Raw genomic sequence first — 22,537 nt, 5'->3', positions numbered from 1 at the left:
CCAAAAGTAGGGCTCGTTTTTAATTATTACCCGTGTATTACCAGTATACATTGACTGACAGCCAAGTGTAATTTTCTCCAAAGACATCTTTGCCCACAGTTAAGCTTGTTTCTAGCTGATAATCATCGACTTTTCTAGAGTTAGAGAGTTGAATTTCATTTTGCTTCTCATATTTGTACTCAGCATCATCTTGGTTTTCTACTGTTGTCCACTTTAAACGCCATAGAGAGTTAAAGCTTTCGGCATATGTGAACTCTACTACCTGACTTTCCGTTGCTGCGCCGTGATTAAATACACGATGATTACTAGCAAAGTGACCTAATACAAAGTCATTTATGCTATTCCCCTTAGTTAGATAGATATGATGAACATACCAAAGTTCACTTATGTCTGAAAACTCATAACGTAAAGAGATATCTTTTGCTAATTCAGGAACATAAAAACCGAAATTCGTTACAGAGTTTCCAAATAAATAATTTTTATGCTCTCTAGTATCTTCCCCGCCATGTTCGATGTACCACTCTACAGGCATATACCAATTTGTTTTTAATGATGTCGTGACTGTAGCCCATTGGTCACCAAGCTCCTTGTCTGTACTACCGGTAAGACCGTTATTATCATTTCCCGCTGGGTCAAAAAACGCTTTTAATACATCTTTCCCTGATACTTTTCTCGGCCCACCACCAAACTGCATCATGCGATTAATACCTATTTTCCAGTTTTCAACGGGCTCAAAACTTAAATGTGTCCCCGCCAACTTAGGTGTACCATCATGACTTTCATTTTGATAGATAATCCCTTTTTCGACATGTTCAAGCTCTGCATAAAAAAGCTCAAAGTCGAAATTCCACCAATTTTGAAGTGGTGAGTTTAACCCTAAAGAAACTGAGAGTGGCGTTTGTGCATTTGTTGAATAAACTTGCGCTGAGTGTTTAAATGGCGAAAACCAATGCTCCTTGTACCCTAAATTAAGCTGTAAATTCTCTCCGCCCAGAGCGTAAAAGGTATTGTAGGGTACGAGTCGACCCGCTTCTACACGATACTCTGCGCCTAATTGTAATAAAGAGTGGTCGCTACCTCGATAGATTCCATCTAACGAAATTTCCGCATATTCGTTCGAATAATTGCCACGATCATTCGCAATTTTCTGCTCTTCTCCGGAATCCACTCGTAATTTTATTCCTTTGCGTGTAATAGCATCTTTCTGAAGGTAAGGCGCAATTCGAGTCCTAATGCTTGCTTGCAAAGCGGGGTCTATATTGCCAAGTTTAATAATATGTTTGTTAATTTCAGTTACGCGGTATGGTTTACTCATCGGCGTTACTGCCGTCAGCGTAAACATTTTCTCAATTTGATATTCTAGGATTTTATCTTTTCCAATAGGAAGATAAGCTGTCGGCATAGCCAAGGCTGATATAGAACCCAAAGACAGAGATAAAGAAACTGAAAACAACAACTTTTTATAAATTGACAACATTTTATTTCTTTCAAAAACAATTAGGGGCGAGCATACTAGCAAATTAAGTGCTTTTGGGCACGTCTCGATATGTGTAAATTTGTTATTGTCGTTTCCATTCATCAGTAATCACGTTACACTGCGCTTTTATCTATGTCCTGATACCATGACTCGATTTATTTACTCACTCACCTTATTGCTACTTGCACCGCTTATTGCGTTTTATTTATATCACATCAGAGGCAAGAAAAACCCAGGTTATAAGGCACACTTTTCACAAAGGTTTGGCACAGTGAGTTCACATTTGCCACAAGAGGCAATTATTATTCATTGCGCCTCAGTTGGTGAGGTATTGGCAGCGGCACCTTTAATCAAAAAAATACAATGCCAGCACACAGCGCATCCCATAATTATTTCGACGAACACACCAACTGGTAGAGCTGAAATTAATAAACAATTTAAAGAATCAGTCCATACCTGTTACCTGCCTATTGACTTGGGTTTTGCAACACGTCGGTTTATAAAGCGTTTGAAGCCTAAGTTACTTGTCGTATTAGAAACTGAGCTTTGGCCGAACCTATTTCACTACGCAAACCAAGTTCAGTGTCCAGTTGCAATTATCAATGCACGGTTGTCTGATAAATCCTTGCGCGGGTATCAAAAATTTTCTTCACTCAGTAAAAGTATCATGGACAACATCACTGTGCTTGCTAGTCACAACGATGAAGATGCTAAAAGATTCATAAAGCTGGGGCTCAAACAGAATAAAGTCATTACGACTGGGTCTATTAAGTTTGACGTCACCCTCAGTAATCGTGAAATAGAGCAATTGAAATTATTGAAGTCTCAACTAGGAGATAGACCTATTTGGATTGCAGGCTCAACACACCCAGGTGAACATGACCAAATCATTGAAGTACACAAGCAATTGCTGGAGAAAACGCCTACAGCGCTTCTAGTCATTGCGCCTCGTCATCCTGAACAGTTTAATCCTGTCGCGGCTTTGCTGACAGAGTCAGGCCTCAATTTTAGCCGTCGAAGTGGGGAATTTGATGCAAACAACCCAGTTTTGTTGGCAGACACCCTTGGCGAGTTAAAATTTCTTTATGGCTGCGCTGACATTGCATTTGTCGGTGGCAGCTTAATTGAGCGAGGTGGTCACAATCCACTAGAGGCCGCAGCAAGCTCCATCGGCGTTTTAAGCGGGCCGAGTACCTATAACTTCTCTCATATCTACCCGCAATTAATCGCAGCAAACGGTGCACAAATTTGCTCAGATAAAAACGAATTATTTCAGCAATTAAGTCTATATTTACACGATAATACTGCCGCGAAAAAGCTAGGGCAAAACGCACACACTTGCCTTGCAAGTAATCAAGGCGCCATTAATCGTACCCTAGATGTTATCGATTCACTATTGGAGCAGTAAATGAGTGAACACATTAGCAACGCGATGAAAAACTGGGTCAGTAATGTCATCGTTAAATATAACTTTTGTCCATTTGCCAGAAAAGAAGTGGAACAAAATGCCATACATTACTGTATCAGCGAGGCACTGAGTCATGACGATGCCGTCATGGATATGTTGGAACAATGTTTTGAGTTGAATCAAAACCAAGATAGAGAAACCACCCTACTTGTTTTCTCTAATGGTTTCAGCGATTTTGACGCCTTTTTAGATTTAGTCGATTTAGCCAACGCGATGCTTTGCGCGCAAGGCTTTGAAGGGATTTATCAAATAGCTAACTTTCATCCAGATTATGTCTTCGCAGATAGCGATGAAGACGACCCCGCAAACTATACTAACCGTGCGCCATACCCTACTTTGCACTTGATCAGAGAAGATAGTATGGCTGAAGCGCTTGAAATGTACGATGATCCTGAATCTATACCTGACAATAACATTCGCCTAGCTAGACGTAAAGGCGAAGCATTTTGGCAACAGTTACTGGCTAGCTGCATTCACAAAAAGTAAGGCGTCAAATATGATAACTGCGCTTATTCAGCGCAGTTATTGCAGAGTGGCTTTATTTTTTCACCCACTTGCCATTTACTTGAATGAAATGCCCAGAAGAGGTCTTCTTATAGGTTTTTTCTGCTGCAAGCTTTTCCACTTGTGACAAACTAATACCGTTTTTCTTTGCCAACTGCTGATACTTTGCTTTGCGTTTTTTATTAATATCAGCGACCAGTTTCTTCACATCACCTGATCCCTTAATAACGCCTAAATAGCCTGCTGAGGTTTCACCGACCATGCCTTGTGATTTAGCTTCATTAATCGTCAAAGCCATCACCGAAAAGCTCATACATGCCGCTGCGATGGTAGTCAGTATAATTTTTGCTTTCATGTTCTCACTCCTTAGAATAATTCACTGTCGTCACTAAACAAGTCGTCTAGTTCTTTGTCTACTTTAACACGGATTTCGTGGTCAACTTTTACATTTAAATTGATGGTAATTGGCTCTTTTGTCTCTACCTGAACTTTATGAGTACAGGCTGAAGTAACCAAGACCAGCATCAAAGTTAGCATCCATTTCATGCTTTCTTGCTCCTATTAGTTTAATGCTTTTTCAACTTCTTTGGTGATTTCATCGCTCAATCGCAATGCCCTAAATAACTGAAAAATATTCTCTTTGTGTGTGTAATTAAAATTAATTGGCTGCCCCTGCTGCTCGTTCACACCCGTAATTTGTACAGCCAAGTCAAGCCATCCATCCGATGACATATTCACGTCGCTGGTTAGCTTCTCTATGTTTAACCGCTCTAACATGCCAAAAGCCGTTTCCAAACTTGGCTGCTGAGCCTTAAGCGCTTCCACAGATTGATTATTCTCAATGCTCAATAAGCCAACATCTATGTTATTTAGCTTGCCGCCATGAATTTCCAACGCGCCATCAACAACAGTTACAGGCAGTTGCCCATAAACACGCCCACTGAGTTCGACACCTGCGTTTTTAGCTGCATGGGCTATTACAGCCAACTCCCAATCTTGTGCTTCAACCAGAAAACTCTGATCTTCCTCGGATAAACTGATCTGCTGAGCACTTAGCTGACCATCAAATATATAAGCACTGATATTGCTCAACATGGGCTTTGAATCATAAGATGAGAGACTCGCTTGAAAGTTCTCAAGCACTGCCCCAGAGCGGATCTCTCGAATACCTATCGGTGACTCTTCAATGACCAACTGTTGGCCCTTGATCATGCCGGTGATTGGCATATTCAAACCACTTAAATAATGGGAATCGTATAAGATCCCCCCTTCTTCTAACGTCATATCAAAATGGTAGCTTTGTTCTGAAACATCCCCACTGATATTGGCCGAAATTGTCCCTTCACTTAGCTGTATCTTTGGATCAAATTGTTGAATGATAGGCTGTAGCGTTAAAAAGCTTTGTTCAGGTACCGAAACATCAACTTCGTTTAGCTGTGGCCCGACTTTATGCTTTATCAATACTTCAAGCTCTTCCAAGTGTAAGACATGGTCTAAATTAAATTGCTCATTAAAGTTCCCTGAAGAGGTCACAACCGCATTTCGAAAAGAGAGTTGAGGAGTGGCAACTAACCCAAGATGGGTTTCACCATCAAAGTGAATACTCGTTTCTACATTCGCTAATTCACCTTTAAACGTCATGCTCTGTGAAACATCTTTCCCTCTTAGTTCACCCCTTTTAAATGAGCCAACGTCCATATTAAGTTGACCTTTGAAGTGTTTTAACTCATCAGTATTAAGCTTACTCTCCAACCAAATATGCTTTCCAAGCGCCTCTTCAAACCTGTATCGTTCCACGCTCACTTGAGTATCAAACACATCCACTTCAAATGCCTGAAGCGGATCCGCTGCCAATATACTCAAGTCAGCACTTAAACGCGTGCTTAAATTCAGCTCTGTATTGTTCAGCAACACTTGTGTATTTTTTAGCTCACCCATTGATGTTTGAGTTGCTAGCTCAAGATTGATATTTTGGTCAAGCATGCCGACCAAAGTAAACTCTCCTTGGCTAACCAAATCTTCGATTGCTACTTCATTCACAAGATTTAACGCAGCACTACTTAACAACCAATCTCCACTTGTTGATACGTGATTGCCTTTGGCAGATAACTTTGCTTGGATCTCTAACCAGCCAAATTGAGGGTTCTGATGACTCAGGTTAATATCTATCAACGCACTTTTTTTCGGCACAGCAAGTCGTAGGTTCTTTAAAGCTATATCAGTCACACCATTTTGATCTTTGATGCTGAGCGAAGGTATTTCCACTTTCGCCAGCGTCGCTGTAAATGGCTCAGGTATAAATAGTTGCCAATCTGTACTCACTACCTCTGCGGGTAAAGACTGCTGGAAATCTGTGAGCTTTCGGCAAGACTTGCCATTTATTTTCACCTGCAGCTTGGATAAATCGACGTTAGCTAAGAGTAAGTTTAAATTTAGCTGACTCACCAAACCACCCTTTATATCCGCCATCATATGGCAATCCGCCAGACTGGCATCCAAAATACTCGCTTGTAAATTGGCCCTAGAATCAATTTCAACACCGTCAAATGTAAAAGATAATAGCCCGGATAACGCCTTTATTTGTGTTGGTAAGTAAGGCTTAAATCCTTGGCTAGATAAATCCGTTTCAACACTAATTTGATCCGGCAACAAGGCAACGAGTGCAGATACATCACCATCAATACGAAATCTATTGAGTTCTGATTCATTGATAGAAAAAGAGAGCGGCTGCTGCAATTGCGGCGACTTAATATTCACATCTTTTATCGTCAACAACGGTCGGTTTTCAACCAGCGGTAGCAACAACTTTTGCAATGGCTTTGATTGTTGCGCAGACGGTTCAGTAATATGCTCAATCTGCAAATGCTCTACCAAAAGAGCATCTGGTGTCACCGTTACCTCTTTTGCCGTGATATTTGCTTGTGTATGTAACAAGCACGCTTTACTGATGTCGACTTTGGTAAACCCTGCAATTGACCATTCTAAACAAGTTAGCTCACCCTGCTCTTGCGTTAAGTAGTGATCCGCCACCATAAGACTCAAAGGCATCCGAAATATATACAAAGAGATCAGCAATAAGCAAAAGCTTATCCCTGCATAAACTAAAAAGCGCCGCATGCGTTCCTAAACTAACTTTTCATCAAAACAATGAGTTTAAGCCATCACGCTCACAATGTAATGTAGAAGAGCGTAAGAAGTTGTAAAATTAACAAAAATACCTGATAGGTTATCGCTGCAAGTATGTAACAGCCTGCTTGTTAGCCATAATTAATGCCATCATATTTTTTTGAGAAACAAACAAAAAGGTCACCAAAGTGACCTTTTGTGGCATTAGTCAAGTTCAACTAATACTCTAACATAAATATAGTCCCCAAATTCAGCTCTATGGCGAGATTCCCCCCTTGCAATAAAGTCTAACAACTTGGCATATGTTTCACTGTCTTTTACATTGCCTTTATATCCATATATGTAAGCACCAAGCTCTTCTAACTTAGTCTCTTCTACTGGCAGAGCAAATACATCACCAAAGGAGAGCTGCGGAATAGTGCCCTTAATACCACCATTTATCTTCCAGTCGTAACGAGTCTCTGTATTATCACTGACCAAATAGCTATATCTAAATTCGACGCGGGCCAAGTCCTCATTTATTGCACTGAAGTCATAAGTCACGTTGTCTCTGCCTGAAACGCTCATTACCTCATCATTCAAACTATCAGATAACAATGGTATTTCATTCACGCCAAACTCATGCTCAGTATTCGCTCTGCTTCTGGCCGATTTCCACACCTTGAACCTAGCGGTATCAGTCGTGGTTTGATTGAACTCTACTTGGTGGTAGTAACTGTGCTCAACTGCATCAGGGAAAATATACAGCGGCATCGTTTCATCTGTTGCTTGCCTTTGATTAAATACCAAAGAAGATGCGTCTGTTGCAGCACCAAAAGCACCGATTATTTGCGCACTGGCACTGATTTGTTTATCCACGATTACGCCATTATGAGTGAAGTCCGCATCAGAGATTACTATTGTTTGAGGGCTTGTTGGTAACGAGATAACTGCGGCTTTTGCATCATTATGCTCACGTGATATCGCTGCTAAATATAATGTGTCACTACCATCACAAACGGCTAAGTTACCGTTGGATGGCAAAGTGCTATTCGAAAGTAGAAAATACCCATTTTTTGTTAAGGTTAGCGCCGAATCATCGACACGATACATCTCACAGCTACATTCTGTAGATGTTTTAAAATAGTAAGTTCCTAAGTTTTCTCTATGCTCAATATCTAATTCTGTCCGAATATATTTATACTCACCGTCAGCACTGTCGCTCACTTCACCAATAACAGAAAGGTGCTTTGTACCTACCGGCAGCTCTCCTGAAAAATCGCCATTCGAATTCGTCTTTGCAGACCCTAGAGATGCCCCATTCTCATCGTGAAATACAATATCAACTTGCTTAGGTTGATAATTCGAGCACTCTTGAGATTCTGCTCTTAAAGTAATTTTTTGTGCTTCAACTTTGTTAACTGGTGTTTCAACGGTTGTATTATTTTGTTGAGCTTGCCCACTTACTTGATTATTGCTGTCTCCCCCAGAAGACCCCCCACAAGCTGACAGCGCAAATGTGATTGAAGCAGCTAGCGTTGTATATAAAAGCTTTTTCATTACTTCTTCCTTTATTGTTATAAATCCGAATGTTTCTAAAGTGTTGCCAATTTACACTGAATCAAACTCACCATACACATAGGTTGGCAACTTATGATTATTTTTATGCACAGAGCTATATACCCCAGCGCTCTGATATATGTGTTTAGTACACGCTTTAGCTACGTACTAGTTATAACGATACTAGTCTTAAAAAGGGGCTACTATTTAAAATAAAAAAGTCACCGAAGTGACCATTTCTAAAGCTCGTTGAGGCAGTGCAGACTCATTCGCCCTGAAGCTAAGGCCCAGTGCGTTACGGAACATACGCATCCACGGGCTGTGATCGTTCCACTCTCATCAAAGGTAACGCTGCCAAGAGTTAGCTTTCTTAAAACAATAAAAAAGGTCACCGAAATGACCTTTTTTCATACTACAGAGTTCTCAATTAACCCACGTTCTTACGTGCGTTACGGAACATACGCATCCATGGGCTGTCCTCTTTCCACTCTTGTCGTGGGTAACGCTGCCAAGAGTTAGCTTTCTTAAAACAATAAAAAAGGTCACCGAAGTGACCTTTTTTTCATACTACAGAGTTCTCAATTAACCCACGTTTTTACGTGCGTTACGGAACATGCGCATCCATGGGCTGTCCTCTTTCCACTCATCTGGGTGCCAAGAGTTAGCCACTGCACGGAATACACGCTCTGGGTGTGGCATCATGACTGTTGCACGACCATCCGTTGATGTAATACCTGTAATACCTTCTGGTGAACCATTCGGGTTATTCGGATATTGCGTCGTCGGCTTACCAAAATTATCAACGTACTGAACTGCAACTGTGCCAGATTCTAGTGCCGCCTTAACTGCTGCGTCGTTTGCAAACTCAGCGTGACCTTCACCGTGAGATACTGCGATTGGCATGCGAGAACCAGCCATGCCTTGGAAGAATACTGACGGGCTTTCTTGTACTTCAACAAGACTGAAGCGTGCTTCAAAACGCTCTGACTTATTGGTTACAAAGCGTGGCCAGTGTTCAGTGCCAGGGATAAGCTCTTTCAGAGTAGATAGCATCTGACAACCGTTACACACACCTAAGCTGAACGTATCTTGACGCTCAAAGAATGTTTGGAACTGGTCGCGTGCCATGTCATTGAATAAGATTGACTTAGCCCAACCTTCACCAGCACCTAGTACGTCACCGTAAGAGAAACCACCACATGCTACGAGCCCTTTAAACTCTTCTAGCGTTAGGCGACCTTCAAGGATGTCACTCATGTGTACGTCAACTGCTGCAAAACCTGCACGGTTAAATGCAGCTGCCATTTCAACGTGTGAGTTAACACCTTGCTCACGAAGGATTGCCATCTTAGGCTTAGCACCTGTTGCAATGTAAGGTGCTGCAACGTCTTCGTTAAGATCGAAGCTCAATTTTACGTTAAGACCAGGATCTTTTTCGTCAAATTTCGCATCAAATTCTTGCTTAGCACACTCAGGGTTATCACGAAGTGCTTGCATCTTGTAAGTCGTTTCAGCCCAAATAGTACGTAGTTCAGTACGTGTATTTGCAAGTACAACTTCGCCGCCACGGTTGAAAATAACTTTATCTTCAGTGTTTAGTGCACCGATAGTGTGGCTGATTGAAGTAAGGCCGTTATCAGCCAACACAGCTTCAACAGCTGCCAAGTCGTCGTTGCGAACCTGAATCACTGCACCGAGCTCTTCGTTGTAAAGCGCTTCGATGTCAGAGCCTGTTAGGCCATCAAGATTAACCGTTACACCGGTGCGACCTGCGAATGCCATTTCAGCGACAGTTGTGAATAAACCACCGTCAGAACGGTCGTGGTAAGCAAGTAGCTTCTCGTCAGCGACAAGTGCTTGCATCGCGTTGTAGAAGCCTTTTAATAGCTCTGGGCTATCAACGTCAGGGGTCTTGTCACCTAGTTGCTTGTAAACCTGTGCAAGACTTGATGCACCCATGCGGTTTTGACCGGCACCTAAATCAACTAGGATTAGGCTTGAGTCACCTTTATCAGTACGAAGCTGAGGCGTGACTGTTTTACGAATGTCTTCAACACGACCAAATGCAGTGATAACTAGAGAAAGAGGCGCTGTAACTTCTTTGTTTTCACCATTCTCTTCCCATTTAGTCTTCATCGACATTGAGTCTTTACCAACTGGGATAGTTAGACCAAGTGCTGGACATAACTCTTCACCTACAGCTTTTACTGCTTCGTAAAGACCTGCGTCTTCACCCGGGTGACCCGCTGCTGCCATCCAGTTTGCAGATAGCTTAATATTCTCAAGACCACCAATGTTTGCGCCAGCAATGTTCGTTAACGCTTCAGCTACTGCTAAACGTGCTGAAGCACCGTAGTTTAGAAGTGCTGCAGGTGTGCGCTCACCCATTGACATGGCTTCACCGTGGTAAGTGTCAAATGCAGCAGCTGTAACTGCACAGTTTGCTACAGGTACCTGCCAAGGACCAACCATTTGGTCACGCGCTACTAAGCCCGTTACCGTGCGGTCACCAATCGTGATAAGGAATGTTTTCTCTGCAATTGTCGGTAAACGAAGTAGACGCTTCGCTGCTTCCTCTACGTCGATGCTCTCTGTTTTAAGTGCTTCACCTTCAACTTGCTTTGACTCTACGTCACGGTGCATTTTAGGCGCTTTACCAAGCAGTACTTCAAGCGGAAGATCGACAGGGTTATTATCGAAATGGCTATCAGCAACCGTTAGGTGACGCTCTTCTGTTGCTTCACCGATCACTGCGTACTGTGCGCGCTCGCGCTTACAGATCTCTTCAAAACGTGCAAAGTCTTCTGCTGCTACAGCAAGTACATAACGTTCTTGTGATTCATTACACCAGATTTCGTGTGGTGCCATGCCCGGCTCATCGTTCGGGATATTACGTAGTTGGAATTTACCACCACGGCCACCGTCATCTACAAGCTCAGGGAATGCGTTTGAAAGACCGCCCGCGCCCACATCGTGGATAAACGCGATAGGGTTTTCGTCACCTAGCTGCCAACATTTGTCGATAACTTCCTGACAACGACGCTCCATTTCTGGGTTTTCACGCTGTACAGAAGCAAAGTCTAAGTCTTCATTTGACTGACCAGAAGCCATTGATGATGCAGCACCACCACCCAGACCAATGTTCATCGCAGGTCCACCTAAAGCGACTAGTTTAGCGCCTACTGGAATTTCACCTTTTTGAACATGCTCAGTACGAATGTTACCAAGACCACCAGCAAGCATGATTGGCTTGTGGTAACCACGTACCTCGAAGCCGTTGTGACTGTTTACTTTTTCTTCGTAAGTACGGAAGTAACCAAGTAGGTTAGGACGACCAAATTCGTTGTTGAACGCAGCACCACCTAGTGGGCCGTCAATCATAATATCAAGTGCATCAACGATGCGACCAGGCTTGCCGAAGTTTGTTTCCCACGGCTGCTCAAAACCTGGAATGCGAAGGTTAGATACAGTAAAACCAACAAGACCTGCTTTTGGTTTAGAACCACGGCCTGTTGCACCTTCGTCACGAATTTCACCACCAGAACCAGTAGATGCACCAGAGAATGGGGCAATCGCAGTTGGGTGGTTGTGGGTTTCAACCTTCATCAAGATTTCAATGTTTTCTTGATTGTAGCTGTACTCGCCTTCTTTATTTGGGAAGAAACGACCCGCTTTAGAACCCTTCATTACCGCTGCGTTATCTTTATAAGCAGACAGTACGTTTTCAGGGTGCGTCTCGTAAGTATTCTTGATCATTTTGAACAGCGACTTAGGCTGCTCTTCACCGTCGATTGTCCAATCGGCGTTAAAAATCTTATGACGACAGTGCTCTGAGTTTGCCTGTGCAAACATGAATAGCTCGATGTCGTTCGGGTTACGACCTAGTTTTGTAAAGTTTTCTACTAGATAGTCAATTTCGTCGTCCGCTAATGCAAAGCCTTGCTCAACGTTTGCTGTTGCAAGTGCTTCACGGCCACCGCCAAGAATGTCAACAGATGACATTGGGCGCGGTTCTTCAACGCGAAATAACTGCCCTGCGTCCTCTAAGTTGCTATGTACAGACTCTGTCATGCGATCATGAAGTAACTTAGCCACATCCGCTAATTGCTCTGCGCTTAGTGCGCCCTCAACATAGTAAGCGATACCACGCTCAACACGGTGAACCTTATCTAGACCACAGTTGTTCGCGATGTCAGTTGCTTTTGAAGCCCATGGAGAAATAGTTCCAATGCGAGGCGTCACTAAAATAAGTGTTCCCTCAGGCTTGTGCTCGACGGCGGTAGGCCCATACTTTAATAACTTGCTTAGCTTGTCGAGTTCTGTCTCTGAAAGGTCAGCTGTTACATCAGCAAAATGCATAAATTCAGCATATACGCCTGTAACAGGTAACTCTGCATCCGCGCAGCTTTTAAGGATCTTTTGGACTTTAAAATCAGAAAGTGCAGGTGCACCACGTAGGATTAACATAGATATTTCATCCGGGGTTAAGGATTGAACGATATTTTGGGCCGCTATTATAGTCGAATTGACGCACAGATTTAACTCAAAATTGTCATTTATCGAAAAAAACCCGCTTCACAAATGGGTATATACTTGAGAGCATACATTTAAAAGTTTGAATTTACTTTTAAAGCACACCATCATCGAGTGCAAACACTCTGTATCTTATAGAGTTAGTCAGCAACTTAATAAGTTTCAAAATGGAAAAGGCATGGTACAAAACAAGCTAACGGGTTTATTAAGCATTCTTATATTAGCCCTATTACTTGCAGGCTGTGATAGAGCACCACCGAGCCAGCTTCAACAAGTAAAAAATAAAGGAAGGCTAAATGTTGGAATTTTGGTCGGGCCTGCCACTTATTATCAGGGTCATAACGAAGAAGAAGGCTTTGAATATGAACTTGCTGGTATGTTCGCCGATGAACTGGACGTTGAGCTTAATATCATCCCCTTTTTCAATTTAGAAAAACTTTTTGAGCAGTTAGAGCGAGGCGATGTAGACATCATCGCCTCTGGAATTAGTTATCACCCAAAACGCGCCGAAAACTTTCGCTTTGGTCCTTTTTATCGATATATCAGTCAAAAGTTGGTTTATAAGCAAGGTAAAAAACGTCCTAGACACTATGGCCAACTCTCTGGACCAGTAACTGTGCTTGCCAATAGTCATCATGTTCTTTCGTTACAAGCGGCAAAACAAGATCACCCTGAGCTACAATGGCAGACGACCCAAGCCTTAGATCAAGAAGAATTACTGCAAGGGATTTTAGCCGGCGAAATTGAATACACCATTGTGGACTCTCACTCCCTTTCGCTGTTTCGTCGCTATCACCCAAACCTAAGTATCGCGTTTTCTGTCACTCAATCGGATCCAATCGCTTGGGTGATGAAAAAGCAAAGTGATGACTCACTGTATGCCTTACTTCTGCCATTTTTTGCAAAAATCCAAAGCGACAACCAACTCGCAGCATTAGAAGAGAAATACTTCGGTCATGTCGAGCAGTTCAATTACGTGAATACAGTGGCTTTTGTCGAAGCCAGTAAGGAAATACTGCCTAAATACGCATCTTGGTTTATCGAATATGCGCAAGAACATAAAGTTGACTGGCGGTTACTTGCAGCACTGAGCTACCAAGAGTCTATGTGGAACCCAAGAGCAAAATCTCCCACTGGCGTTCGCGGCATCATGATGCTCACTCAAAGCACAGCCAAACGTGTTGGTGTTAAACATCGGCTTAAACCGGAACAAAACATCCGTGGCGGCGCAAAATACCTAGCTAACTTAATTTCAAGGGTGCCAGAGGACGTGTCTGATCCAGATAGAACTTGGTTGGCCTTAGCTGCGTATAACGTAGGTATGGGACATGTAAGGGATGCATTAAAACTGACAAAACAACAAGGTGGCAATCCGAATAGTTGGGCGGATGTTAAAAAACGACTACCACTACTGACTAAAAAACGCTACTATCGAAGTACAAGATATGGATATGCGCGTGGCGATGTTGCTGTACATTATGTCGATAATATACGCCGCTACTTCGACGCTCTAGTCTGGTTAGACGAAAATGGAGCGCTCCCTTTCAGTTCCGGTAATTAACGGCATCCCAGTCTCGTTGTCATAAGCCTGTCATACAAAGCAGGTATTTCTGTCACGCGTAATACAGTTTTTCTCTCACATTAAGGAGGTTCAGATGCTAAGAAGACGTCGAACTCATCAATTTAAACGTAACATGCGTAATACGAATCCAAATCGCCGCCGTGTCATGCTAAAAAACATACATAAAAAAATTCTCCTGCGCCGCCGTATTTATTCCCTATTACAGCTTGCCGCAGATGCTAAAACGGCTCAATCTTGAGCCGTATTTCCAGCTTGTAATTTTCGCGCTTTTTTTGCCGCTTTATGCTCTTTTCTTCTACGTTTAAAAAAATCAGATAGCTTTTCACTGCACTCCTGAGCAAGTACACCTGAGACCACTTCTGGTTGATGATTTAATTGTGGTTCTTGCAACAAGTTCATTACCGAGCCCGCCGCACCAGTTTTAGCATCACTTGCACCATATACTACACGCTTGACTCGGCTATGTACCAAAAGCCCAGCGCACATTGGACAAGGTTCCAAAGTGACATACAAGGTGCAATCTACTAAACGATAATTTTGCACACGCTTACCCGCTTCGCGAATAGCCATCATTTCTGCGTGTGCAGAAGGGTCATGACAACCAATTGAACGGTTCCAACCAGCAGCAATGAGTTCGCCACCTTGGACGATGACTGCACCAACCGGAATTTCATTCTCTGCTTCCGCTTTATCAGCATATGCCAACGCTTGGCGCATCCAATATTCGTCTAATTCTTGATGATTCATACTAAAACTAACAAAGTAAATATGTGATTAAGTATACCAGCTTGCGCTATAGAAACCCCTTGGTTACAGAATTATTGCTAAAATTACCAAATTACCATGGCTCACTAATATAAAATTAGGCTATAATTCGCCGCTTTTTTTATTTAATGAGCTCAAAACACACGGGTAAAACATGAAATTTCCGGGACACCGTAGGCATAAGCATTATTTTCCTGTGGAAGATAAGGACCCACTTATCAACCACTTAAATGCTGAAGATCGCTTGAAGCGTAATTATATTTGCGGCATCGACCAAATCGTTGTCGACATCGAAGCTAAAGTCGACCAAGCTTTTTTGGATGAATTCCACCTGCAACGTGGTATGTCACAAGTCATAGACAATGATGTCACCAATGCACTTTATGAACGTTTAAAACGTGATGACATGATTGACTACGAATTTGCTGGCGGCACCATAGGCAACACCATGCACAACTATTCGGTACTGGCTGACGATCGCTCAGTACTGTTGGGTGTGATGAGTGAAAGTATTGAAATCGGCAGCTATGCGTATAAGTTTTTATGTAATACATCAAGCCGCGTCGATCTAGACCACCTTCAGCCAGTTGCCGGTCCCATTGGCCGTTGCTTCACACTGATTGATGATAGTGGTGAGCGTACCTTCGCTATCAGCGCAGGTTTAATGAACTACTTGCGTCCTGAGTCGATTAGTCAGTCATTAATTGAAAACGCGTCAGCTTTGGTGATCAGTGCTTATCTCATGCGTACAAAAGGCGATGAGACAATGACACAGGCAACCATGCAAGCCGTTGAGTATGCTAATAAAGCAGGTGTGCCAGTGGTATTGACCTTGGGCACTAAATTCTTGATTGAGCAGGATCCACAGTGGTGGGCTGAGTTTGTTGAAAAGCATGTTGATATTCTTGCGATGAACGAAGAAGAAGGCGAAGCAATCACGGGCTTTGACGATCCACTCATGGCCGCAGACAAAGCACTTGACTGGGTTGACTTAGTTATCTGTACGGCAGGCCCTACCGGTTTGTACATGGCAGGTTACGTTGAAGACACGATGAAACGTGAAACCGAATACCCTCTGCTGCCGGGTGCTATTCCTGAGTTTAACCGCTATGAGTTTTCTCGCGCTATGCGTAAGTCTCATTGTGATAATCCAATCCGAGTTTATAGCCACACAGCACCTTATATGGGTGGTCCAGATACCATTAAAAATACCAATGGTGCCGGTGACTGTGCGCTAGCTGCGGTATTACATGATTTGTCAGCAAATGTTTATCACCGTTTGAACGTACCAAACTCTGCCAAACACGAACAGGCTGCAATCACCTATTCGTCACTTGCACAGATCAGCAAATATGCAAACCGTGCAAGCTTTGAAGTACTGGTTCAACACTCACCACGATTATCTCGTGGTTTACCAGAAAGAGAAGACTCACTAGAGCAATCTTACTGGGATCAGTAGTTTAATTTGCGCACACACTGTGTGCGCAAACTATGCTGCGTTAGAAAATAGCTGTTCCGAGCTCTTCAGCAAGAAACTCTAACGCGGCAATTCCTGCAACTGAATTCCCCACTTTATCAAGGCCCGGCGACCAAACAGCTATCGTAAAACGCCCCGGTACCACCGCAATAATGGCCCCAGACACACCCGACTTTCCTGGCATACCAACTCGATAACCAAAATCTCCTGCCGCATCATACAAACCACTGGTAAATAGCAATGAGTTAAGTTGCTTGATCTGTTTGGCAGGCAAAATTTGCTGCTGTGTTTGCGTGCATACTCCACCATTGGATAAATAAGAAAAGCACTTCGCCAACTCAGCTGCATTCAATTCAATGGCACAAAAATTAAAATATGACCAAAGCACCTCTTCAACTTCATTGTTGAAGTTACCAAATGACTTCATTAAATATGCCATAGCTGCATTGCGATAACGATGCTCATACTCAGACTGTGCAACCACTTTGTTAACGCCCAATTTAGGGTTACCAGTTTGCATTCGATAGCTTTCAAGCATGGTATGAATAGGTGCACTTAAACGTGAGTAAAGCGCATCACAGGTCACAATCGCGCCCGCATTGATAAATGGATTTCTTGGAATGCCATTCTCAAACTCTAACTGTGTTAGTGAGTTAAAGGCAGTACCAGAAGGCTCCTTACCCACTCTGTGCCATAGCTCATCACCGTAACGCTGCAATGCCAATGTGAGTGTCATGACCTTTGAGACTGACTGCACAGTAAATTTCGCCTCGCAGTCTCCGGCACTATAGGTGTCACCACTTTGCGTTTGAATAGCAATAGCAAACTGGCCTAACTGCTGCTCAGCAAGGGCTGGAATGTAATCAGCAACTTTACCATGGTGCAATATAGGCTGAACATGTCGTACAGTTCGCTCTAAAATAGATTGATAGTCTGTCATATCAAAAATGCAAAATTCACAATGAGCGGAGTGTAACAAAAGCACTATCACCCGGCCATAAAAAAGCCGTTGAAAACGCTGTTTTCAACGGCTTTTAAATAAATAAGTAATAACTTACTTCGCAAATAAATCTTTGATGTTTGCGAGGTCTGATTTACCTTCAATCAATTCATCTGGTGTTAAACCTGATAGTTCATGTGGGAACACCAACCACTCATCAGACTCATGAATGTAGTAGTCTGGCGTCATAGGTACTTTTTTGTTTGCTGGTTTATAGTACGGACAAGCAACACGTATATCTTTAGGCAAGTTTAGACGCATCAACTCTTCAAGCTTTTCCTTCAATGCGTAAATACTGCGGCCGGAATCAAATACATCGTCAACAATCAATAAAGAATCCCCGGCATTGGCATTCTCAATGATATAATGTAGACCGTGCACCTTAATCTCTTTCGACTGCTTGCCAATCCCATAATATGAAGAGGTACGCACCGCGATATGATCTGTTTCTATGCCTTTATAGTCATAGTACTCTTGCACAGCAATACCAATTGGCGCACCACCTCGCCAAATACCGATGATAAAATCCGGACGAAACCCATCTTCATACACTTGAGCCGCCAGACGAAATGAATCCTCTAATAGCTGTTGCGCTGTGATATAGCACTTATCAGACATAAAAACCCCGTATTGTCAGTGCGAGTGGCACCTAATCATGTGTCACTCTGAACAAGAATAACTTATAACCGTGTATTCTAGCTGAGTCGGGTAGAAATTGCTTGCGGTACATCAGAGTTTTTACGACAAAATGACGGAAAAAAGATATTGAAAAGAAAAATTGTAGAAAGATTATTAACGTTGATTAAATCATGAGCGGGCAGAGCCCGCTCACCACCAAATTATTCTGACGTCTCTGCTTCTGAGTCGTCTTGTTCAATTAACTCAATTTCAAAATTATCAACGCGTTGTAAACCTCGAGGTAATTTATTACCACGACGACCACGCTCACCAAAATAGTGCTCTAAGTCTGAGTTTTTGAGCGTTAATTTACGCTTACCTGCATACAAGGTGACTGCACGCCCGTCTGGCACAACAGCAAGTACTTTAACAAACTCTTCTCGCGCTTGTACCTTGGCACTTGGAATTGAAATGATTTTATTCCCCTTACCCTTAGCAAGTTTAGGTAAATCTCTTAGCGGGAATAAGAGCATGCGACCTTCATTTGAGATGGCCATACAGCGATCAGTCGCCACATCATTCACCGAGATAGGTGCAATGAGCTCAGCTCCCTTAGGAATACTGACTAGCGCCTTACCATTTTTGTTTTTACTGACTAAATCATTAAATTCAGCAATAAAACCGTAACCTGCATCGGTTGCCATCAAATAAAGCTCTTGCTCTTCACCCATTACGACATGTTCAAAGTTCACACCCGCGGCAAGGTTAAAGCGCCCAGTCATAGGTTCCCCCTGACTTCTTGCAGAAGGCAAACTGTGTGCGTCTGTGGCGAATGCGCGGCCCGAGCTATCAAGGAAGACAGCGGGCTGATTGCTCTTACCTTTGGCTGATGCTTTATAAACATCTCCTGAACGATAATTTAAGCCTTCAGCATCAATATCATGGCCTTTAGCAAAACGCGCCCAGCCCTTTTCAGATAATACAACTGTGACCGCTTCAGATGGAATTAAGTCTTTTTCGCTCAGTGCTTTTGCTTCTTGACGCTCAATCACAGGTGAACGTCTTTCATCGCCATATAATTCTGCCGCTTCCTGAATTTCTTTTTTCATCAAGGTCGACATCCGGCGCTCTGAACCTAAAGTGAGTTCAAGCTTGTCACGCTCTTTGCTCAGTTCGTCTTGCTCACCGCGGATCTTCATCTCTTCTAGCTTCGCCAAATGACGAAGTTTCAGATCCAAAATGGCTTCAGCTTGCGTTTCTGATAAACCAAAACGTTTTATGAGCTCCGCTTTTGGATCATCTTCATTTCTAATGATTTCAATCACTTCATCAATATTCAAAAAGGCAATCATCAAGCCTTCTAGAATATGCAAACGCGCTAATACTTTATCTAGGCGATATTGCAAACGTCTGCGTACTGTCTCACGGCGGAAGATCAACCACTCAGATAAAATCTGTTGTAGATCTTTAACCTGAGGGCGGCCATCTAGTCCGATCATATTGAGGTTTACACGGTAGTTTTTCTCAAGATCTGTGGTGGCAAACAAGTGCGCCATTAACGGCTCAGACTTCACCCGATTGGAACGAGGCACGACGACAATGCGCGTCGGGTTTTCGTGATCTGATTCATCGCGTAAATCTGCAACCATAGGCAGCTTCTTCGCGGTCATTTGCGCTGCGATTTGCTCCAGCACTTTTGCACCCGACGTCTGGTGAGGCAGCGCTGTAATAACGATTTCACCCTGCTCTTCATGGAACACCGCGCGCATCTTAATTGAGCCACGACCCGTTGTGTAGATTTTACGGATATCGTCTTTTGGTGTGATAATTTCCGCTTCAGTTGGATAGTCTGGCGCTTGGACAACTTCTAACAACTCTTCTAGCGTTGTTTTTGGCTTGTCTAGCAACATACAACAGGCAGAGGCTAATTCATTGACATTATGCGGTGGAATGTCAGTCGCCATACCAACAGCGATACCCGTAACCCCATTTAATAAGATATGTGGCAGTCTCGCTGGCAATACTTGCGGCTCTTTCATTGTGCCGTCAAAGTTAGGCACCCAATCCACTGTACCTTGGCCAAGTTCTTTAAGTAATACCTCAGAAAACTTAGACAAGCGCGCTTCGGTATAACGCATTGCCGCAAATGATTTAGGATCGTCAGCAGCACCCCAGTTACCTTGACCATCGACCAAAGGATAACGATAAGAGAATGGCTGCGCCATTAATACCATGGCTTCATAACACGCGCTGTCACCATGTGGGTGGTATTTACCCAATACATCACCGACTGTACGTGCTGACTTTTTATATTTTGCAGCAGCTGATAAGCCCAATTCACTCATCGCATACACGATACGACGCTGTACAGGCTTGAGGCCATCACCAATATGAGGCAATGCCCGGTCCATGATCACATACATGGAGTAATTTAAATAGGCGTCTTCAGTAAAACGCCCCATAGGTAATTGTTCTATGCCCTGTAAAGAGAGGGCCTGTGGATCAGTCATGACACACCTTACTTCTTGTTATACCTCGGCTTTATCGCCATGTTGCTCTAACCAAGCCTTTCTATCACCAGAGCGCTTTTTCGCCAATAGCATATCCATCATTTCTAATGTTTGCTCTTGCTCATCCAATGTAAGCAGAACCAAGCGACGAGTATTCGGGTCCATCGTCGTTTCACGCAATTGCATTGGGTTCATTTCACCCAAACCTTTAAAGCGTTGAACGTTGACTTTCCCGCGTTTCTTTTCGGCCTCAATACGATCTAAAATGCCCCGTTTTTCATCTTCATCAAGGGCATAAAATACTTCTTTGCCAACATCGATTCTAAATAGCGGCGGCATAGCAACGTACACGTGACCAGCTTGTACCAAGGCAGGGAAGTGCTTGACAAACAGTGCACACAGCAAAGTTGCAATGTGTAGGCCATCGGAGTCAGCATCGGCAAGAATGCACACCTTGCCATAACGCAGCGTCGATAAATCAGTTGAATCAGGGTCGATACCAAGCGCGACGGAAATATCATGCACTTCTTGTGACGCAAGGATCTGTCCTGAATCAACTTCCCATGTATTCAATATTTTACCGCGCAGTGGCATGATGGCTTGAAACTCTCTATCACGCGCTTGTTTGGCAGACCCCCCCGCAGAGTCACCCTCTACTAAAAATATTTCTGAACGCTCAGTTTCACTACCGGAGCAATCTGTCAATTTACCTGGCAATGCCGGCCCACTGGTGACTTTTTTACGAACTACCTTCTTCGCTGCACGTAAACGCTTTTGCGCATTACTAATACAGAGTTCAGCTAATAACTCTGCCGTCTCCGTATGCTCATTGAGCCATAAACTAAATGCGTCTTTCACTATGCCTGACACAAAGGTTGCGCATGAACGCGACGACAGTTTTTCTTTAGTTTGACCAGCAAATTGAGGGTCTTGCATCTTAACTGATAAAACGTAACTACATTTATCCCAAACATCATCTGGCGTTAATTTAACACCTCTTGGTAACAAGTTTCGGAATTCACAGAACTCTCGCATTGCTTCAAGCAAGCCTTGCCTTAGGCCATTAACATGCGTGCCGCCTTGCGCAGTTGGGATCAAGTTCACATAACTTTCAGCTATCGACTCGCCTCCCTCAGGTAGCCAGTGCAGTGCCCAATCAACCCCTTCTGTTGAGCCACTAAAGCTCCCAGTAAATGGTGATTTAGGTAGCACTTCTAAATCTTTTGCACTGTCACTTAAATAGTCTTCTAAACCAGATTCATAATGCCATTCTTGCGTTTCTTTGGTTTGCTTGTTAATAAAACGAATACGTAAGCCCGGACATAAAACAGCTTTCGCTTTAAGTAAGTGGTTTAGCTTGGTTAAAGAGAAATTAGCAGAGTCGAAGTAGCTCGCATCTGGCCAAAATTGCACAGAAGTACCAGTATTGCGTTTACCCACGCTACCAGTGACTTCTAAATCCTGAACTTTATCACCGTTTTCAAAAGCAATTTCATACTGTTGGGCATCTCGCTTAACAGTGACCTCGACTCGCGTAGATAAGGCATTCACAACAGAAATACCTACCCCATGCAAACCACCAGAGAACTGATAATTTTTATTTGAAAATTTACCACCCGCATGGAGCTTTGTCAGAATCAATTCAACACCAGGGATACCTTCTTCAGGGTGAACATCCACGGGCATGCCTCGACCGTCATCAATCACTTGCAAGGAGTTGTCTTCATGCAAAATTACATCAATCTTGCTTGCATGCCCTGCAAGTGCTTCATCGACACTGTTATCAATCACTTCTTGACCCAAGTGATTGGGTCTAGTGGTGTCTGTGTACATTCCAGGGCGGCGTTTAACCGGCTCTAAGCCATTCAACACCTCAATGGCTTCTGCGTTATAATTTTGCTGACTCATAAATGCTACTGACTAATTTTAGTTCTAACT

The 22,537-nt window shown here is 43.1% G+C and carries 15 protein-coding genes; 4 read left to right on the top strand and 11 right to left on the bottom strand.

The genetic code is table 11. The annotated features are described in order from the left end of the window. Positions 1–37: 37 nt before the first annotated feature. Positions 38–1,477 carry a capsule assembly Wzi family protein gene (locus QNM16_RS18645; RefSeq protein WP_284021862.1) on the bottom strand — a complete coding sequence of 480 codons (1,440 nt, stop codon included), beginning with the start codon at positions 1,475–1,477 and terminating at the stop codon, positions 38–40. Between the two features lie 145 nt (positions 1,478–1,622). On the opposite strand from QNM16_RS18645, the gene waaA reads away from it, so the two are divergent. Together waaA and QNM16_RS18635 are read left to right on the top strand one after the other, a co-directional pair. Beyond that, positions 1,623–2,885 carry a lipid IV(A) 3-deoxy-D-manno-octulosonic acid transferase gene (gene waaA / locus QNM16_RS18640; RefSeq protein WP_284021861.1) on the top strand — a complete coding sequence of 421 codons (1,263 nt, stop codon included), beginning with the start codon at positions 1,623–1,625 and terminating at the stop codon, positions 2,883–2,885. Beyond that, on the top strand, positions 2,886–3,431 hold the full coding sequence (locus QNM16_RS18635) for a DUF1415 domain-containing protein (protein ID WP_284021860.1): 546 nt from the start codon (positions 2,886–2,888) through the stop codon (positions 3,429–3,431). 52 nt (positions 3,432–3,483) lie between these two features. Here the strand turns inward: QNM16_RS18635 and QNM16_RS18630 are convergent, their stop codons facing one another. The 5 genes from QNM16_RS18630 to purL all read right to left on the bottom strand — a co-directional run bounded on the left by QNM16_RS18630 (position 3,484) and on the right by purL (position 12,581). After that, positions 3,484–3,804 (bottom strand): YdbL family probable chaperone protein, encoded by a 321-nt coding sequence (locus tag QNM16_RS18630; protein ID WP_284021859.1) that lies wholly within the window; start codon positions 3,802–3,804, stop codon positions 3,484–3,486. Positions 3,805–3,815: 11 nt separating this feature from the next. Further along, entirely contained in the window at positions 3,816–3,995 is a 180-nt protein-coding gene (locus QNM16_RS18625) for a YnbE family lipoprotein (protein WP_023399504.1), read from the bottom strand. A 15-nt stretch (positions 3,996–4,010) separates the two neighbouring features. Then, the gene (locus QNM16_RS18620; RefSeq protein ID WP_284021858.1) at positions 4,011–6,566 is read right to left on the bottom strand and encodes an intermembrane phospholipid transport YdbH family protein; all 2,556 of its coding nucleotides are present in this window, start codon (positions 6,564–6,566) and stop codon (positions 4,011–4,013) included. Between the two features lie 213 nt (positions 6,567–6,779). Then, on the bottom strand, positions 6,780–8,114 hold the full coding sequence (locus tag QNM16_RS18615; protein ID WP_284021857.1) for a hypothetical protein: 1,335 nt from the start codon (positions 8,112–8,114) through the stop codon (positions 6,780–6,782). Between the two features lie 582 nt (positions 8,115–8,696). Further along, complete coding sequence (gene purL, locus QNM16_RS18610) at positions 8,697–12,581, bottom strand: phosphoribosylformylglycinamidine synthase (RefSeq protein ID WP_284021856.1); 3,885 nt, start codon at positions 12,579–12,581, stop codon at positions 8,697–8,699. Between the two features lie 244 nt (positions 12,582–12,825). On the opposite strand from purL, the gene mltF reads away from it, so the two are divergent. Further along, positions 12,826–14,208 (top strand): membrane-bound lytic murein transglycosylase MltF, encoded by a 1,383-nt coding sequence (gene mltF / locus QNM16_RS18605; protein WP_284021855.1) that lies wholly within the window; start codon positions 12,826–12,828, stop codon positions 14,206–14,208. A 249-nt stretch (positions 14,209–14,457) separates the two neighbouring features. Here mltF and tadA read toward each other — a convergent pair whose 3' ends face one another. Further along, entirely contained in the window at positions 14,458–14,976 is a 519-nt protein-coding gene (gene tadA / locus QNM16_RS18600) for a tRNA adenosine(34) deaminase TadA (RefSeq protein WP_284021854.1), read from the bottom strand. Positions 14,977–15,148: 172 nt separating this feature from the next. On the opposite strand from tadA, the gene QNM16_RS18595 reads away from it, so the two are divergent. Further along, positions 15,149–16,453 (top strand): inosine/guanosine kinase, encoded by a 1,305-nt coding sequence (locus QNM16_RS18595; protein ID WP_237135221.1) that lies wholly within the window; start codon positions 15,149–15,151, stop codon positions 16,451–16,453. 40 nt (positions 16,454–16,493) lie between these two features. Here the strand turns inward: QNM16_RS18595 and glsB are convergent, their stop codons facing one another. From glsB to parE, 4 genes are all read right to left on the bottom strand, one after another. Next, the gene (glsB, locus tag QNM16_RS18590) at positions 16,494–17,411 is read right to left on the bottom strand and encodes a glutaminase B (RefSeq protein WP_284021853.1); all 918 of its coding nucleotides are present in this window, start codon (positions 17,409–17,411) and stop codon (positions 16,494–16,496) included. 114 nt (positions 17,412–17,525) lie between these two features. Beyond that, on the bottom strand, positions 17,526–18,089 hold the full coding sequence (locus QNM16_RS18585; protein ID WP_063360746.1) for a phosphoribosyltransferase: 564 nt from the start codon (positions 18,087–18,089) through the stop codon (positions 17,526–17,528). A 221-nt stretch (positions 18,090–18,310) separates the two neighbouring features. Continuing rightward, positions 18,311–20,599, bottom strand: coding sequence for a DNA topoisomerase IV subunit A (gene parC, locus QNM16_RS18580; RefSeq protein ID WP_284021852.1), 2,289 nt, complete (start codon positions 20,597–20,599; stop codon positions 18,311–18,313). Positions 20,600–20,617: 18 nt separating this feature from the next. Next, a complete protein-coding gene (gene parE / locus QNM16_RS18575; RefSeq protein ID WP_284021851.1) occupies positions 20,618–22,507 on the bottom strand; it encodes a DNA topoisomerase IV subunit B in 1,890 nt (629 codons plus the stop codon). Positions 22,508–22,537 lie beyond the last annotated feature (30 nt).

The organism is Pseudoalteromonas umbrosa, from assembly GCF_030125375.1.
Lineage (GTDB): Bacteria > Pseudomonadota > Gammaproteobacteria > Enterobacterales > Alteromonadaceae > Pseudoalteromonas > Pseudoalteromonas umbrosa.
Note: the sequence above shows the minus strand (reverse complement) of the source record. Positions and strands in the feature narration are given on the sequence as shown.

What these genes read in the sequence shown, in the direction of transcription:
- purL (WP_284021856.1), bottom strand. Translation starts at nt 12,581, where the DNA reads ATGTTAATCCTACGTGGTGCACCTGCACTTTCTGATTTTAAAGTCCAA.
- QNM16_RS18595 (WP_237135221.1), top strand. Translation starts at nt 15,149, where the DNA reads ATGAAATTTCCGGGACACCGTAGGCATAAGCATTATTTTCCTGTGGAA.
- waaA (WP_284021861.1), top strand. Translation starts at nt 1,623, where the DNA reads ATGACTCGATTTATTTACTCACTCACCTTATTGCTACTTGCACCGCTT.
- parC (WP_284021852.1), bottom strand. Translation starts at nt 20,599, where the DNA reads ATGACTGATCCACAGGCCCTCTCTTTACAGGGCATAGAACAATTACCT.
- QNM16_RS18585 (WP_063360746.1), bottom strand. Translation starts at nt 18,089, where the DNA reads ATGTCTGATAAGTGCTATATCACAGCGCAACAGCTATTAGAGGATTCA.
- QNM16_RS18620 (WP_284021858.1), bottom strand. Translation starts at nt 6,566, where the DNA reads ATGCGGCGCTTTTTAGTTTATGCAGGGATAAGCTTTTGCTTATTGCTG.
- QNM16_RS18615 (WP_284021857.1), bottom strand. Translation starts at nt 8,114, where the DNA reads ATGAAAAAGCTTTTATATACAACGCTAGCTGCTTCAATCACATTTGCG.
- mltF (WP_284021855.1), top strand. Translation starts at nt 12,826, where the DNA reads ATGGTACAAAACAAGCTAACGGGTTTATTAAGCATTCTTATATTAGCC.
- parE (WP_284021851.1), bottom strand. Translation starts at nt 22,507, where the DNA reads ATGAGTCAGCAAAATTATAACGCAGAAGCCATTGAGGTGTTGAATGGC.
- glsB (WP_284021853.1), bottom strand. Translation starts at nt 17,411, where the DNA reads ATGACAGACTATCAATCTATTTTAGAGCGAACTGTACGACATGTTCAG.
- tadA (WP_284021854.1), bottom strand. Translation starts at nt 14,976, where the DNA reads ATGAATCATCAAGAATTAGACGAATATTGGATGCGCCAAGCGTTGGCA.
- QNM16_RS18635 (WP_284021860.1), top strand. Translation starts at nt 2,886, where the DNA reads ATGAGTGAACACATTAGCAACGCGATGAAAAACTGGGTCAGTAATGTC.
- QNM16_RS18630 (WP_284021859.1), bottom strand. Translation starts at nt 3,804, where the DNA reads ATGAAAGCAAAAATTATACTGACTACCATCGCAGCGGCATGTATGAGC.
- QNM16_RS18625 (WP_023399504.1), bottom strand. Translation starts at nt 3,995, where the DNA reads ATGAAATGGATGCTAACTTTGATGCTGGTCTTGGTTACTTCAGCCTGT.
- QNM16_RS18645 (WP_284021862.1), bottom strand. Translation starts at nt 1,477, where the DNA reads ATGTTGTCAATTTATAAAAAGTTGTTGTTTTCAGTTTCTTTATCTCTG.